Here is a 16,013-nt window from a genome sequence, read left to right on the forward strand (position 1 = left end):
GGCTATAGCGGGGAGAAAGTGCCTGCGTAAAGCCCTTCGACGCCACAAGTCATCACATCGAGTGATTCTTTGGCCTTTGCTTGCCTGGCACAACCTACGGTTGCCACGCTGTTGCTGTCTGTACAACCTGATGGGAGCGGCCAGTGACTTTCGGTGAGCAGCCGGCGTATCTGCGTGTCGCGGGTGATCTCCGCAAGAAGATCGCCGACGGCCTGCTGCCGCCCCACACCCGCCTCCCGTCCCAGGCGCGGATCCGCGAGGAGTACGGCGTCTCGGACACCGTCGCCCTCGAGGCGCGCAAGGTGCTGATGGCCGAGGGACTGGTCGAGGGCCGCTCCGGTTCCGGGACGTATGTGCGCGAGCGGCCCGTGCCCCGGCGCATCGCCCGCTCCGGGTACCGGCCGGCCGGCGGTGCCACACCCTTCCGGCAGGAGCAGGCCGACGCCGGGGCGCGCGGCACCTGGGAGTCGCGCAGCGAGCAGGCCGAGGCGAGCGGCGCCGTCGCCGAACGGCTCGGGATCAAACCCGGGGACCGGGTGATGTGCACGCGGTACGTCTTCCGGGAGGGCGGCGAGGCCATGATGCTCTCCACCTCCTGGGAGCCGCTGGACCTCATCGGCCGGACGCCGGTGATGCTGCCCGAGGAGGGCCCGCTCGGCGGCATGGGTGTCGTGGAGCGGATGGCCGCCATCGACGTGGTCGTCGACAACGTCACCGAGGAGGTCGGCGCCCGCCCCGGCCTCGCCGAGGAACTGCTCGCCCTCGGGGGTGTTCCGGGACACGTGGTCCTGGTCGTCCAGCGCACGTTCTACGCCTCGGGCCGGGCGGTGGAGACGGCCGACGTGGTCGTCCCGGCCGACCGCTACCGGGTGGCGTACCACCTGCCCGTCAAGTAGCGGCGGCGCCGGGGGAGTTCACGCTCCTGCCGGTGGTGTGAGATGGCGCACGCCTCTCGTGCGCCTCCCGCGCCCCTTTTCTCTGCTCGCACTGGTGTCCGCACTCCGTGGCGCCGTCCGCGCGGTGTCGGAAACCGGTCGTTCGCGCAGGTCGTCCGCGAGGTTCCCGGTATGCCTCCGACCGGAGGCGTTGGTGCGCGGGCGGCGCGTTTCGTATCGTGCGCCCCTTGCGGTCTGACTGGTTGCGTACCTCTTTGTGTAAAGCCGTATTCGCTGCGTGAAGGTTAGGCGTAGGCTCGGGCATATGCGGATTGCGGTTTCCTTAGCGGGCGGGGCGCGGCGCGGGCCGTGGGCGGGAAGTGGAGGGGCGCGATGAACGACGGCACGGTCACTCTTCCCTGGCTGGTCTTCCGGCAGGACGACAACGGCAACCGCTACCGCGTGGGCAGGTACGCGACCCGGGCCGAGGCCCAGAGGATCGCGGACACCCTCGACGGTCGCGGCCACAAGCAGCTCTACTGGGTCGAGAAGCTCGGCCCGAACGGAACGGGCACGGCGGGCTGACCGCACCGGCGGGACAGGCCGTAGGCTCCGGCGCATGACGGAACGGATCGTGGTGGGCGCCGCCCTCGTCGACGGCGGGCGACTGCTCGCCGCACGCCGCAGCGCACCGGCCGAGCTGGCCGGACGGTGGGAGCTGCCCGGCGGCAAGGTCGAGGCGGGCGAGACGCCCGAGGCGGCGCTCGTGCGCGAACTGCGCGAGGAACTGGGCGTGACGGCCGAGCCCGGTGAGCGGGTCCCGGGGCAGTGGCCCCTGCGAACGCCCTTCGTCCTGCACGTGTGGACCGCGCGGCTGCTCCCCGGCTCCGCCTCCCCCGAACCCCTTGAAGACCACGACGCGCTGCGCTGGCTGGCCCCCGCCGAGATCTGGGACGTGCCCTGGCTCGACCAGGACGTGCCGGCCGTCGAGCGGGCGCTCGCCCACCTGGGTATGGCGGCGACGGACGCGCGGGGCGTGTGAGCGTACGAGCGTGAGCGTCCCGTGCGCCGTTGGTGCCACAGTGCGCCCTCTCGGGCGGTACCGGTGCCGGGATATCGGGTATGTACCCATTAACCCCACGAATCCGGACATGGGTGGGGGGTGTCGGCCGGGGAAGTGATCGGCGTGATCGACAGCGAAGGCGGCTGTGCCGAATGGGTCTTTCCCGCGGCACCGGACGCCGTGCGGACCGCCCGCTCCCTCGTCCGCCGCACCCTGCACGGATGGGACCTCGACAGCGTCGGCGACATCGCCGCCCTGCTGGTCAGCGAGCTGGTCACCAACGCCCTGCGGCACGCCACCGGCCCCATCGGCGTCCGCCTGGTACGCCACCCCGCCGGACCGGACGGCGTGCTGCTGGTGGAGGTCTCCGACCCGCTTCCGGACCCGCCCCGCGAGCGCGTCGCCCGCCCCGGGGACGAGGACGGCCGGGGCCTGCAACTGGTGGCCTTCTCCGCCCGCCGCTGGGGAACCCGGCCAGGAGAGGTGGGCAAGACGGTGTGGTTCGAACTCGCGGTGCCGGAATGACCGGGTGACGCACCGTTTCACGGCGCCCCGCACCGCGCACCCCGCGCCCCGCACCGCGGCCATCGCGGCGTCCCGCACGGTGCCGAAGCCCCCGCGCCGGGCCCGGTCGGGCCGGCCAACTGGTTCAGGCCAGTGGCAGTTGTGGAACTACGTGATTCGATGCCGTGTCCGCTGGTTAGAAGACTGGAAGTGTTGTCACGGTCCGGACCGAAAACCATCGGGACCGTGCTGTGATCGTGAACACCGTGTCGTGCGGCGCCGTAGTGCTGGATACTGCGGGCAGCCGCCCCCGGTGACCGGTGCCGGACGCGGTGAGCTGGAGGGGACGGTTCGCGTGAGCGAGATACCAGCGAGGGGCACGGAGTCCGAGGGCCCGTCGGACGGCGCGCCGTTCGGTGACGCGGTGTGGCTGAGCAGCCCGCCCGGCTCCATCTACGACTACATCAAGGTCGCGTCCTTCTCCATCGGCCCCGACGGACTCGTCGACCAGTGGAGCCTGCGCGCGGAGCAACTGCTCGGCATTCCGGCCGAGCACGCCGTGGGCACCGACCCCATCGAGGCCTTCATCGATCCCGACCTGCGGGAACGCGGCCAGCGCAAGATGGCCGAGATCCTCGACGGACGGGAGTGGACCGGTGTGGTCCCCTTCCGGGTGCCGGACGCCGCGGCAGGCGGCGCACAGCGCGGACGCGGACAGCGCGGGCTCGCCGAGGTGTACGTCATGCCGACGCGCACTCAGGACGGGGAGAAGGCCGCCGTCTGCATCGTCGTCGACGTCCGCGTCCTGCGCAGCATCGAGACCGACCTCGCCGCCTCGCAGGCCATATTCGGCCAGTCTCCGTTCGGCTTCCTGCTGATCGACCCCGACCTCCGGGTACGCCGCGCCAACCAGCGGTTCGCCTCCGTCTTCGGCGGCACGCCCGACGACCACCGCGGCAAGGGCGTCCACGACTACCTGCCGCGCGCCGAGGGCGACCGCGTCTGCGCGACCCTGCGCCGGGTGCTGGAGACCGGCGACTCCATCACCGACATGCACGTCACGGGCTTCGTGCCGGGCACCGAGGAACGCCGCCACTGGTCCGTCAACCTCTACCGCGTGCACAGCGGTTCCGGCCGGCCCATCGGCGTGGCCTGGCTGGGAACCGACATCACCGCTCGCCGCGAGGCCGCCCGCGAGGCCGCCGCCGCCCGCCGCAACCTCGCCCTGCTCAACGAGGCGGGTGCCCGCATCGGCAACTCCCTCGACCTGGAGACCACCGCCCGCGAACTCCTCGGCGTCGTCGTCCCCGGCTTCTGCGACCTGGCCACCGTCGACCTCTACCAGGGCCTGCTGGTGGGCGACGAGACCCCACCCGGCCTCGCCGACGGCAGCGCGGAGCTGCGCCGCGTCGCCTTCTCCAGCGCCGTCTCCGACGCGCCGTTCCACGGCACCGGCGAGCAGGTCGAGCTCGGCGCCGTCCACCACTACGGGTTCAACTCACCCTGTGCCGACGCCCTGCGCACCGCCCGACCGCGCCTCGTCCCCGCCGAGGACGGCGGCCTCGTGCAGTCCACGCTCGCCGTGCCGATGGTCGCCCACGACACGGTCGTAGGACTCGCGCGGTTCGCCCGGACGAAGGGCAGCGAGCCGTTCGGGGACCGCGACCGCGACCTCGCCGTGGAACTGGCCGCACGGGCCGCCGTCTGCATCGACAACGCCCGCCTCTACCGGCGCGAACACGAACGCGCGCTGATACTGCAACGCTCCCTGCTCCCGCCCGGCGACCCCGAGGCGTCCGGCCTCGACATCGCCTGCCGCTACCTGCCCGGCAACGCGGCCACCGGCCGGCCCAGCGAGGTCGGGGGCGACTGGTTCGACGTGATCGAACTCCCCGGCCACCGCACCGCGTTGGTGGTCGGCGACGTCATGGGGCGCGGTCTGCGCGCCGCCGTCGCGATGGGCGAACTCCGCACGGCCGTACGGACGCTGGCGCAGCTCGACATCGAACCGGCCGAGGTGCTCTCCCAGCTGGACGAGATCGCGCGCGGCCTCGGCGCCCCCGGGGGCGTCCAGCAGGCGACCCGGGCCGCCCGCCGGCCCCGCGAGGCCGACCTCTCCGAGGTCTACCTGGCGACCTGCGTCTACGCCGTCTACGACTCGGTGACCAGGCGCTGCACCTTCGCCAACGCGGGTCACCTGCCGCCCGTCCTGGTCGAGCCCGGCGAGTCCGCGCTGATGCTGGACGTGCCGCCGGGACTACCGCTCGGCGTCGGCGGGGAGCCCTTCGAGGAGGTGGAGGTCGAACTGCCCGAAGGTTCCCTGCTCGCGCTCTACACGGATGGACTGGTCGAAAGCCGCGATCACCCCCTCGACGAGGGGCTCCAGGCCTTCGTGGGCGCGCTCACGGACCCCACGCGCCCCTTGGAGGACGTCTGCGACCAGGTCCTCAACACCCTCGACAGCCACCACGGCGAGGACGACATCGCCCTGCTGATGGCCCGCGTCCAGGGCCTGCCCAGCGAGTCCGTCGGCGACTGGACCCTGCCGCGCGAGCCGCGCAGCGTGGGCCGGGCCCGCGAGCTGGCCCGTGCCAAGCTGCTCGACTGGGACATGGAACCGCTGGTCGACACGACGGAGCTGCTCGTCAGCGAGCTGGTCACCAACGCCCTGCGGTACGGCGAGGGCGAGATCAGACTCCGCCTCCTCCTCGACCGCACCCTGGTCTGCGAGGTCTGGGACACCGGCCTGGTCCAGCCCCGCCGGCGCCGCGCCCGCGACACCGACGAGGGCGGCCGCGGCCTGCAACTGGTCGGCCTGCTCAGCGCGGCCTGGGGTTCGCGCCGTACACCGCGCGGCAAGACGGTGTGGTTCGAACTGCCCCTCCCGGGCGCCGACACCCAGCTCACGGACCCGGCGGAGGCTCTGCTGAGCCTGTTCTGACCCGGCCCGGTGTCGTACGGGTCCGGGCGCGCCGGGTGCGGCGCACGTGGCCGTATCCGGCCAGCAGCAGCGCCGCCCCGGCCGTGACCAGGGGCGGCACCAGGTCGGCGGAGATCATCGCGCCGCGCCCCCGGCCGCAACCGGAACACCGGTTCGAGTCGTCCACGCTGGCAACACGTTCGGAGCGTATGCGCGTGTACCGGCCACCGCGACCGGGGACGGGCCACAGGGAGGGGAACGCCGTGGAGCACACGGAACCGAAAGCCGCCGGCGGCGAGGAAACCCCACAGGGACCCCCCGAACCCGGCGACGAGAGCCGCCCGGCCGGTGCGGACGGGAACACGAACAGAAAAAGGCGGCTCCGCCGCCTGCGCCGCGTCACCCTCGCCGTCCTGCTCGTCCTGCTCGTGCCCCTCCTCACCGCCGGGGCGGCCCTCCGCGTCAACTACATGGGCGACCCCGCCGACGGCACCCACACCAGGAACCGCGACGCGATGTGGCTCGGCCACGCCTGGGTCGACGGCCGCAAGGACGATGCGGACCTCGCCGCCTTCGCCCGCCGCGTCGAGACCACCGGCATCCGCGACCTGTACGTCCACACCGGCCCGCTGGAACACGACGGCACCCTGCCCGAGGCCCGCTACCCCAAGGCCCGCTGGCTGATCGACGCCGTCCACCGCGAGCTGCCCGGCGTCCGCGTCCAGGCCTTCCTCGGCGACGTCCTGGTCACCGAGGGCACCGAGGGCATGCGGCTGGCGAAGGCCGACACCCGCGCCGCCGTCGTCGACTCCGCCCGCCAGGTCCTGGACGCGGGCTACGACGGCGTCCACCTCGACCTGGAGCCCCTGCGCTCCGGCGACCGGAACTACCTCTCCCTCCTGGACGACCTGCGCGCCGTCACCCGTGCCCAGGACGCGCGGCTCTCGGTGGCCGCCCACCAAATCGACCCGCTCCCGGCCCTCCACTCCGTCTTCGGCGTCTTCACCGAGAACCCCAAGTGGTGGTCGCAGGAGTTCTTCGGCCAGGTCGCCCGCCGCGTCGACCAGATCGCCGTGATGACCTACGACACCGCGCAGCCGCTGGAGGGCACCTACGGCGGCTACGTGGCCCAGCAGACCTCTCTCGCCCTGGAGGTCACCCCACCCACCACCCATCTGCTGATGGGCCTGCCCTTCTACTACGAGAGCAACTTCGACCACTGGGGCCACGCCGAGACCGTCGAAGCCGCCGTCCGGGGCGTCCGCCTCGGTCTGTCCCGGACGGACGCCGACCGGAAGCTCTTCGGTGTCGCCCCGTACATCGACTTCGCGGCGACGGAGACGAACTGGGACGAGTACCGAGAGGGCTGGGTCCGCTGAGCAACGCCGAGGCCGTACGGGCCTAGGACCGGCGCCTGATCTTCGACCCCAGCCACACCAACGGGTCGTACTTGCGGTCCACGGCCCGTTCCTTCAGCGGGATCAGCGCGTTGTCCGTGATCTTGATGCCCTCGGGGCAGACCTCCGTGCAGCACTTGGTGATGTTGCAGTAGCCGAGGCCGTGCTCGTCCTGGGCCGTGCGTCCACGGTCCAGGCCGGTGTCTCCGGCCGCGTCCAGCGGGTGCATGTCCAGTTCGGCGACGCGCATGAGGAAGCGCGGGCCCGCGAAGGCGGGCTTGTTCTCCTCGTGGTCACGGACGACATGGCAGGTGTCCTGGCACAGGAAGCACTCGATGCACTTGCGGAACTCCTGCGAGCGGTCCACGTCCTCCTGCGTCATTCGGTACTCGCCCGGCCCGAGGTCGGCGGGCGGGACGAAGGACGGGACCTCGCGGGCCTTGGTGTAGTTGAAGCCGACGTCCGTCACCAGGTCGCGGACGACCGGGAAGGCCCGCAGGGGCGTGACGGTGATCGTCTCCTCGCGGGTGAAGACGGACATGCGGGTCATGCACAGCAGCCGCGGCCGCCCGTTGATCTCCGCCGAGCACGAACCGCACTTGCCCGCCTTGCAGTTCCAGCGCACGGCGAGGTCGGGGGCCTGGGTGGCCTGGAGGCGGTGGATGATGTCCAGGACCACCTCGCCCTCGTTCACCTCGACCTCGAAGTCCTCCAGGCCGCCGCCCTCGACGTCGCCCCGCCAGACCTTGAAGCGGGCCTCGTAGCCGCTCATTCGGAAAGCTCCTCCTCGGCGAGGTACTTGGCCAGCTCGTCCTTCTCGAAGAGGGCGAGCAGGTCGGGTCGGACGGGCTCGGTGGTCCGCCGCTCCAGAGTGATCTGGCCGCGCTCGGGATCCGTCGCCGCCGGGCCGCCGCTCGGGTCGGCCAGGGAGCACAGCAGGTTGGCCGGGCGCCACCGGCGGTCCATCGACGGATGGTCCTCGCGGGTGTGCCCGCCGCGCGACTCGGTGCGTTCCAGCGCGGCCCGCGCCACGCACTCGCTGACCAGCAGCATGTTGCGCAGGTCCAGCGCGAGGTGCCAGCCCGGGTTGAACTGCCGGTGCCCCTCGACGCCGGCGCGGCGGGCCCGTACCCGCAGCTCCGCCAGCTTCTCCAGGGCCTGTTTCATCTCCGGCTCGCGGCGGATGATGCCGACCAGGTCGTTCATCGTCTGCTGGAGCTCCTGGTGGAGGGTGTACGGGTTCTCCGGCGGGCCGTCGGACGGTTCGGGCGCCCCGGCCTCGGCGGAGAACGGCCGCAGCGCCTCCGCGGCGGCGGCGTCGACCTGGGCGTCGTCCACCCGGGGCCGCGCTCCGGCCTCCCGTCCCGCCGCGTACTCGGCGGCGTGCCAGCCCGCCCGGCGTCCGAACACCAGCAGGTCGGACAGCGAGTTGCCGCCGAGCCGGTTGGAGCCGTGCATGCCGCCGGCCACCTCACCGGCCGCGAACAGGCCCGGCACCCCGCGCGCGGCGGCCGTGTCGGAGTCGACGGCGATGCCGCCCATCACGTAGTGGCAGGTGGGCCCGACCTCCATCGGCTCGGCCGTGATGTCGACGTCGGCCAGCTCCTTGAACTGGTGGTACATCGAGGGCAGCCGCCGCTTGATCACCTCGGCCGGCATCCGCGTCGAGACGTCGAGGAAGACACCGCCGTGCGGGGAGCCCCGGCCCTCCTTCACCTCGGAGTTGATCGCGCGCGCGACCTCGTCCCGGGGGAGCAGCTCCGGGGGCCGCCGGTTGTGGTCCGGGTCGTCGTACCAGCGGTCGCCCTCCTCCTCCGTCACCGCGTACTTGTCCTTGAAGACGTCGGGGACGTAGTCGAACATGAACCGCTTGCCCTCGGAGTTCCTGAGCACCCCGCCGTCGCCGCGCACCGACTCCGTGACGAGGATGCCCTTCACCGACGGCGGCCAGACCATGCCCGTCGGGTGGAACTGCACGAACTCCATGTTCAGCAGCGGCGCCCCGGCCAGCAGCGCCAGCGCGTGGCCGTCGCCCGTGTACTCCCACGAGTTCGACGTCACCTTGAAGGACTTGCCGATGCCGCCCGTGGCGATCACCACCGAGGGCGCCTCCAGGACGAAGAACCGGCCGGTCTCGCGCTCGTAGCCGAAGACGCCCGAGACCTGGCCGCCCTCCTTGAGCACACGGGTGACCGTGCACTCCTGGAGGACCTTCAGACGGGACTCGTAGTCGCCGGTCTCCCTGAAGTCCTCCTGCTGGAGCGAGACGATCTTCTGCTGGAGGGTGCGGATCAGCTCCAGGCCCGTACGGTCGCCGACGTGGGCGAGGCGCGGGTACTCGTGGCCGCCGAAGTTGCGCTGCGAGATCCGGCCGTCCTTCGTACGGTCGAACAGCGCGCCCCAGGTCTCCAGCTCCCACACCCGCTGCGGGGCCTCCTGGGCGTGCAGTTCGGCCATCCGCCACTGGTTGAGGAACTTGCCGCCACGCATGGTGTCGCGGAAGTGGACCTGCCAGTTGTCGCCGGAGTTCGCGTTGCCCATGGCGGCGGCGATGCCGCCCTCGGCCATCACGGTGTGCGCCTTGCCGAACAGCGACTTGCAGATCACGGCCGTACGGGCGCCCCGCTCGCGGGCCTCGATGGCGGCGCGCAGCCCGGCGCCGCCCGCGCCCACCACGACGACGTCCCATTCCTGCCGGTCGACCACGGACATCAGAACAACCTCGGATCGTCGAAGGCACCGGACGCGACGAGATACACGTAGAAGTCGGCGAGCGCCACGCTCACCAGTGACGCCCAGGCAAGCTGCATGTGGCGGGCGTTGAGCTTCCCGACCCACTGCCACATCCGGTAGCGCACGGGATGCCGAGAGAAGTGCTTGAGCTTGCCGCCGACGATGTGCCGGCAGGAGTGGCAGGAGAGGGTGTACGCCCAGATCAGCACGATGTTGGCCAGGAACACCAGGGTGCCCAGACCCATGTGGCCCCAGTCGTAGTGCTCGTCGCGGAAGGCGAGCACGGTGTCGTAGGTGAGGATGAGCGCGACCAGGAGCGCGGCGTAGAAGAAGTACCGGTGGATGTTCTGCAGGATGAGCGGGAAGCGGGTCTCGCCGGTGTACTTCTTGTGCGGCTCGGCCACCGCGCAGGCCGGCGGGGACGCCCAGAAGCCCCGGTAGTAGGCCTTGCGGTAGTAGTAGCAGGTGAGGCGGAAGCCGAGCGGGAAGATCAGGATGATGATCGCGGGGGAGATGCCCCACCAGCTGCCGAAGATCTCCCAGTTGGGCCCGGAGCGCATCGGCTCGCAGTTCTCCGCCAGACAGGGGGAGTAGAAGGGCGAGACGTACGGGGCCGCGTAGTAGTCCGCGTTGGCGAAGGCCCGCCAGGTCGAGTAGACGACGAAGGCGAGCAGGCCCGCGGCGGTGGCGGCGGGTGCCAGCCACCAGCGGTCGGTGCGCAGGTGCGGGGCGCGGATGGCGGCGCGCGTCGGGGTGTGGACGCCGCCGCCTCGGGGATGGGGTTCGGTGGCTGGAGGTTCCGTGCCAGTGGCCACTGGGCGACTCCGGTCGGGTCGGGTCGGGTTCAGGGGGCGCGGCGGTCGCGGGCGCCGAGGCCCTCGTCGTCCGAGTCCGTCCACAGCGAGCCGTCGTACGGCGTGTCGGGGATCGGGACGAGGTCCGGACGCTTGGGCGCGTCCGGTGCGGCTGCCGCCGCCCGCAGCAGCGCGAAGCTCTCGCGCAGGTGGTCGGCGTCGGTGCGGACGCGGCGTATCTCGAGGCCGCCGCCGCCCAGCTGCTGCTCCAGCCGGGCCACCGACCGGGACAGGTCGTCGAGACTGCGTTGGACAGATGACAGGTCGTCGTGCACGGACATGACGTGACCTCACTTCCGTAGGACACGGCGCGGGGCCGGCCCTGGGTGGCGACGTTCATGCGCCTGCGAGTGTCGCGCGTCACACCTGCCGCTGGGAAGGGACGTGCAGCGATTGGCCGGGGCGTGTCGGTGCATCACGGGTGGTGTTGCGCCGCACGGGTGAGGTTACGCACCGTCGTCGACGTGTCTCCCAGCGTCGCCGAACCGTTTCCTCTTCAGTGGCGGCATCCCTGCCCGGGATACAAATGATCAATTCCAATACCGCATATAACGCATTCAATACACGCGTACAGCGCATATGCCGCCACAAGTGATCACCATGCCCGCGGCCCACCGGAGGTAGCAGAGATGTCCCACGTCGGCGTCGGACCGCGCGCGGTGACGCGCTCGGTCGCCTTCCTCACCGCGGGCGTGCTCGCGGTCCCCGCGCTGGCCGGCTGCAGCTCCGAGGACCCGTCGGGCAAGCCGCTCGCCGACCAGGACATCGCCTCGGCGAGCCGCGCCCGGATCTCCGACGGCGGCACCCTGCGCTGGGCCGTGGACTCCGTACCGGACACGCTGAACACCTTCCAGTCGGACGCCGACGCCACCGCGACCCGCATCGCGCAGGCCGTGCTGCCCTCGATGTACCGGATGGACGAGACCGGCCGCCCGGTGCGCAATCCCGACTACCTGGAATCGGCCGAGGTCGTCGAGACCGAGCCCAAGCAGGTCGTCGTCTACAAGCTCAACCAGCAGGCCGTCTGGAGCGACGGCCGGGAGGTCGGCGCCGCCGACTTCGCCGCCCAGTGGCGCGCCCTGTCCGGCAAGGACAGCGCCTACTGGACCGCCCGCAACGCCGGCTACGACCGCATCGAGAAGATCCAGCGCGGCGCCGGCGACCTGGAGGTGAAGGTCACCTTCAGCCGACCCTACGCCGACTGGAAGTCGCTGTTCACGCCGCTGTACCCGAAGGACGTCATGGGCACCCCGGACGCCTTCAACGACGGCGCGCGGCGCAAGCTCAAGGTCACCGCCGGCCCCTTCGCCGTCAAGGAGGTCGACACCGAGGACGACGAGGTCGTCCTCACCGGCAACCCGCGCTGGTGGGGGGAGCCGGCCAAGCTGGACAAGATCGTGCTGCGCGCCGTACCCCGCGACAAGCGGGTCTCCGAGCTGGTCGCGGGCAAGCTCGACCTGGCCGAGATCGACCCGGACACCGCCGAGCAGGTCAGCCTGGCCGCCGCCCCCCGGGACGCCGCCACCGGCACCCCCCTCATGGGCCCGGACGGCACCCCGGCCGCCGGTTCGGGCGGCTCACCGCTCCCCGGCCCGCAGGGCAGGTCCGCCGCTCAGGCACTGCGTTCGTGGGCGGTCGCCAACGGCTCCGACGAGGAGGCCGCCGAGGAGGAGATCCTGGCCCGCGAGGAGCGGCGCGAGGCCCGGGCGAAGCTCGAACGCCGACGGCAGGCCCTGAGCGGCTTCGAGGTCCGCAAGTCGCTGGAGCCCGCCTACACCCAGCTCGCCCTGAACGGCGCCGACGGCCCCCTCGCCGACGAACGCGTCCGGCGGGCCGTGGCCCGCGCCCTGGACCGCGGGAAGCTGGCCAAGGCGGTGCTGGGTCCGCTGGGCCTGCCCGCCGAGCCCGTGGGCAGCCACCTCGCGCTGTCCGGCCAGGCCGCCTACGCCGACGGCAGCGGCGCCCTCGGCGACCAGAACGCCAAGGAGGCCCGGGCCCTGCTCGCGGACGCCGGGTGGGTGCCCGGCGGGCCCGTGAAGGAGTCCGAGGACGGCGAGAAGGCGGCCGGCGCCAAGGGTGAGAAGGACGAGGACGGCAAGGACGAGGAGAAGTCCGAGGGCGGCGACGACGGGACGTACATCGTCGGCGAGGAAGACAAGGACACCGACGACAAGAACACGGACGACCAGAACACGGACGACCAGAACACGGACGACCAGAACACGGACGACCAGAACACGGACGACCAGAACACGGACGACCAGAACACGGACGACCGCACGGACGACAAGGAGAGGGGAGAGAAGGAGGAGAAGGAGGAGGACAGCAGCGGCAAGAACACCGCGCAGGGCGGCGCCCCCGGCGCCTACGCCCCCAAGGGCACCGCCGCCCCGGCCGGCTCCGCGACGGCCCCGCTCGCCAAGGACGGCAAGGCGCTCACCCTGCGCTTCGTCCTCCCCTCCGGCCCCGGCTCCGAGGCACTGCGCACCGTGGCCGACCGCGTCTCGGACATGCTGGAGAAGATCGGCATCGGCACCGACATCACCAAGGTCCCGGACGAGAGCTACTTCAAGGACCACGTCGCTTCCGGCGAGTACGACCTGGCGCTCTACTCCTGGCCCGCGTCCGCCTTCCCCGCCACCGACGCCCGCCCCATCTACGCCAAGCCCGTCCCGGCCGCCGACGGCTCCCTGAACGTCGCGCAGAACTACACCCGGGTCGGCACCGACCAGGTCGACCAGCTCTTCGACCAGGCCATGGCGACGCTGGACCAGAAGGAGGCCCGGGACCTGCTCCGCAAGGCCGACTCGCGGATCTGGGCGGCGGCCGGCTCCATCCCCCTCTACCAGCGCCCCCAGCTCATCGCGGCCCGGAAGAACCTCGCCAACGCGGGCGCCTTCGGCTTCGAGACCCCGGTCTACGAGGACATGGGCTTCCTCGAGAAGGGCGCCCACGGCTCCCGGCCGTCGGCCACTCCCTCGTCCTGACCGGGTGCCCGGCCCGCGCGTACAGCACCCGGGAAGCCCCAGCTCCCCGGGCCCCGTACCATTGGGTGAGGCCGTGGCATGTACCGCCCGGCAGGCCCGCGTGACACGGACGTACGCGAGGGCCGTCCTCACACCCTCCGGGAGTACGCCTCATATGGCCACGCGCCACGACATCCGCAACGTCGCCATCGTCGCCCACGTCGACCACGGCAAGACCACCATCGTCGACGGCATGCTGAAGCAGGCCGGCGCCTTCGCCGCGCACCAGCTCGAAGGCGTCGACGACCGCATGATGGACTCGAACGACCTGGAGCGTGAGAAGGGCATCACGATCCTCGCCAAGAACACGGCGGTGAAGTACCACCCGAAGGATGGCGGCGACGTCATCACGATCAACATCATCGACACCCCCGGCCACGCCGACTTCGGCGGCGAGGTCGAGCGCGGTCTGTCGATGGTCGACGGCGTCGTCCTGCTCGTGGACGCCTCCGAGGGCCCGCTGCCGCAGACCCGCTTCGTGCTGCGCAAGGCGCTCAGCCAGCGGCTGCCGATCATCCTTTGCATCAACAAGACGGACCGCCCGGACGCCCGGATCGACGAGGTCGTCAACGAGACGTACGACCTCTTCCTCGACCTGGACGCCGACGAGGAGCAGATCGAGTTCCCGATCGTCTACGCGTGTGGCCGGGACGGCGTCGCCTCCCTCACCAAGCCCGACGACGGCACGGTCCCGTCCGACTCCACCAGCCTGGAGCCGTTCTTCTCCACGATCCTGGACTACATCCCGGCGCCGACCTACGACGAGGACGCCCCGCTCCAGGCGCACGTGACCAACCTGGACGCCGACAACTTCCTCGGCCGTATCGCCCTGCTGCGCGTCCACCAGGGCGAGCTGAAGAAGGGCCAGACGGTCGCCTGGATGAAGCGCGACGGGTCCGTGCAGAACGTGCGGATCTCCGAGCTGATGATGACCGAGGCGCTCACCCGCAAGCCCGCCGAGAAGGCCGGCCCCGGTGACATCTGCGCCGTCGCCGGTATCCCGGACATCATGATCGGCGAGACCCTGGCCGACCAGGAGAACCCGGTTCCGCTGCCGCTGATCACGGTGGACGAGCCCGCGATCTCCATGACCATCGGCACCAACACGTCGCCGCTGGTCGGCCGCGGCGCCACCGGCAAGGGCGCGGACAACAAGGCGGCCGTCAAGGACCGCAAGGTCACCGCCCGCCAGGTCAAGGACCGCCTGGACCGCGAGCTGATCGGCAACGTCTCGCTCCGCGTCCTGGACACCGGCCGCCCGGACGCCTGGGAGGTGCAGGGCCGCGGTGAGCTGGCGCTGGCCATCCTGGTCGAGCAGATGCGCCGTGAGGGCTTCGAGCTGACCATCGGCAAGCCGCAGGTCGTCACCAAGGACGTCGAGGGCAAGACGTACGAGCCCGTCGAGCGCATGACGATCGACGTGCCCGAGGAGCACATGGGCGCGGTCACGCAGCTCATGGGCGTGCGCAAGGGCCGGATGGACAACATGTCGAACCACGGCTCCGGCTGGGTCCGCATGGAGTTCGTGGTCCCCTCCCGCGGTCTGATCGGCTTCCGCACGGAGTTCCTGACCCAGACCCGCGGCACCGGCATCGCGCACTCCATCCACGAGGGCCACGAGCCCTGGTTCGGCACCCTCACGACCCGTAACAACGGCTCGCTGGTCGCCGACCGCTCCGGTGCCGTCACCGCGTTCGCGATGACGAACCTCCAGGAGCGCGGCGTGCTCTTCACGGAGCCCGGCACCGAGGTGTACGAGGGCATGATCGTCGGCGAGAACTCCCGTGCCGACGACATGGACGTGAACATCACCAAGGAGAAGAAGCTCACCAACATGCGGTCGTCCTCGGCCGACTCGTTCGAGGCGATCGTCCCGCCGCGCAAGCTCTCGCTGGAGCAGTCGCTGGAGTTCTGCCGCGACGACGAGTGCGTCGAGGTGACCCCGGAGGCCGTTCGCATCCGCAAGGTGAACCTGGACGCCCGCGAGCGCGCCCGCGCCGCGAGCCGCGCCAAGCACAACTGATCCACCCGCCGCCGCCGGCACGCGGCCGGCGTCCAGCGGAGCCCGGGTGCCCCCATCATGGGGGCACCCGGGCTTTTTTCAACCGGTTTTCCGTGGCCCCGGCACCCTTCCGGAACCCCTCCGGCGGCCCTCGGTGTCCGAAACACGGAGATCGACGCCCGATAGCCAGGTAACACGTCCGTTTCGCGGCCTTCTCGTCCCGAACAGTTTGTCCAGATTTTGGAAGATCTCCCTGTCAGCTGTGACTGAATTGAGATTTAAAGACGGTGGTCGGTCCTTCTGGTCATGGCAGATAGTTAGCCGCGTAGCGCTCGGGTCAATGGGTCTCGCGCTGTGGGGACAGCGCCGACTCACGAGCACCAGGGGGTGTCTGTCCTTCCGTCAGGGGTGTCGGAAGGCAGATATGCGCCCCCTCCTGTCGGTGAACACGTGGAGTCATGAGGAGGAGCCCCATGCGCGGTGTCACGAACACCAGGTGGGTCACACGGTCCGTCGCCCCCAACTTCGCCCCGTCGGACGGCGATCGACTCTGAGGAGCGAGCCGGCCGCTGACGTCCGGGCATCCGGCTACGCGCGTCCGGCTGCGGGTTTCCCGCATCCCACGGGACCACTCGACGC

The 16,013-nt window shown here is 71.1% G+C and carries 11 protein-coding genes and 1 pseudogene; 8 read left to right on the top strand and 4 right to left on the bottom strand.

Annotated elements, in window-relative coordinates:
- Nucleotides 1-143: 143 nt before the first annotated feature.
- From ACFW48_RS19975 to ACFW48_RS20000, 6 genes and pseudogenes are all read left to right on the top strand, one after another.
- Complete coding sequence (locus ACFW48_RS19975; protein WP_386316384.1) at nt 144-896, top strand: GntR family transcriptional regulator; 753 nt, start codon at nt 144-146, stop codon at nt 894-896.
- Between the two features lie 324 nt (nt 897-1,220).
- Nucleotides 1,221-1,460: pseudogene (locus ACFW48_RS19980) on the top strand (hypothetical protein); the annotation flags it as partial.
- A gap of 34 nt (nt 1,461-1,494) precedes the next feature.
- Nucleotides 1,495-1,917: a (deoxy)nucleoside triphosphate pyrophosphohydrolase gene (locus tag ACFW48_RS19985; protein ID WP_310871410.1), complete on the top strand. Its 423-nt coding sequence runs from the start codon at nt 1,495-1,497 to the stop codon at nt 1,915-1,917.
- A gap of 135 nt (nt 1,918-2,052) precedes the next feature.
- A complete protein-coding gene (locus ACFW48_RS19990; RefSeq protein ID WP_386316841.1) occupies nt 2,053-2,463 on the top strand; it encodes an ATP-binding protein in 411 nt (136 codons plus the stop codon).
- A gap of 334 nt (nt 2,464-2,797) precedes the next feature.
- Nucleotides 2,798-5,383, top strand: a complete 2,586-nt coding sequence (locus ACFW48_RS19995; RefSeq protein WP_386316385.1) for a SpoIIE family protein phosphatase — start codon at nt 2,798-2,800, stop codon at nt 5,381-5,383.
- Nucleotides 5,384-5,625: 242 nt separating this feature from the next.
- On the top strand, nt 5,626-6,741 hold the full coding sequence (locus ACFW48_RS20000) for a glycosyl hydrolase family 18 protein (protein WP_386316386.1): 1,116 nt from the start codon (nt 5,626-5,628) through the stop codon (nt 6,739-6,741).
- A gap of 22 nt (nt 6,742-6,763) precedes the next feature.
- Here ACFW48_RS20000 and ACFW48_RS20005 read toward each other — a convergent pair whose 3' ends face one another.
- Genes ACFW48_RS20005 through ACFW48_RS20020 form a run of 4 tightly spaced genes read right to left on the bottom strand, consistent with a single transcriptional unit; the run spans nt 6,764 to nt 10,627 of the window.
- The gene (locus ACFW48_RS20005; RefSeq protein ID WP_386316388.1) at nt 6,764-7,531 is read right to left on the bottom strand and encodes a succinate dehydrogenase/fumarate reductase iron-sulfur subunit; all 768 of its coding nucleotides are present in this window, start codon (nt 7,529-7,531) and stop codon (nt 6,764-6,766) included.
- On the bottom strand, nt 7,528-9,471 hold the full coding sequence (locus ACFW48_RS20010; protein WP_386316390.1) for a fumarate reductase/succinate dehydrogenase flavoprotein subunit: 1,944 nt from the start codon (nt 9,469-9,471) through the stop codon (nt 7,528-7,530). The genes ACFW48_RS20005 and ACFW48_RS20010 overlap by 4 nt, the downstream gene beginning before the upstream one ends.
- Nucleotides 9,471-10,307, bottom strand: a complete 837-nt coding sequence (locus ACFW48_RS20015; RefSeq protein WP_386316392.1) for a hypothetical protein — start codon at nt 10,305-10,307, stop codon at nt 9,471-9,473. Before ACFW48_RS20015 ends, ACFW48_RS20010 begins: the two co-directional genes overlap by 1 nt.
- A gap of 29 nt (nt 10,308-10,336) precedes the next feature.
- Entirely contained in the window at nt 10,337-10,627 is a 291-nt protein-coding gene (locus tag ACFW48_RS20020) for a hypothetical protein (RefSeq protein ID WP_386316394.1), read from the bottom strand.
- Nucleotides 10,628-10,975: 348 nt separating this feature from the next.
- Here ACFW48_RS20020 and ACFW48_RS20025 point away from each other — a divergent pair, with 348 nt between their 5' ends.
- The gene (locus tag ACFW48_RS20025) at nt 10,976-13,333 is read left to right on the top strand and encodes an ABC transporter family substrate-binding protein (RefSeq protein ID WP_386316396.1); all 2,358 of its coding nucleotides are present in this window, start codon (nt 10,976-10,978) and stop codon (nt 13,331-13,333) included.
- A gap of 154 nt (nt 13,334-13,487) precedes the next feature.
- Nucleotides 13,488-15,395 carry a translational GTPase TypA gene (typA, locus tag ACFW48_RS20030; RefSeq protein ID WP_386316398.1) on the top strand — a complete coding sequence of 636 codons (1,908 nt, stop codon included), beginning with the start codon at nt 13,488-13,490 and terminating at the stop codon, nt 15,393-15,395.
- The last annotated feature ends 618 nt before the right edge of the window (nt 15,396-16,013 follow it).

The organism is Streptomyces sp. NPDC058812 (assembly GCF_042744565.1).
GTDB classification, from domain to species: domain Bacteria; phylum Actinomycetota; class Actinomycetes; order Streptomycetales; family Streptomycetaceae; genus Streptomyces; species Streptomyces thinghirensis.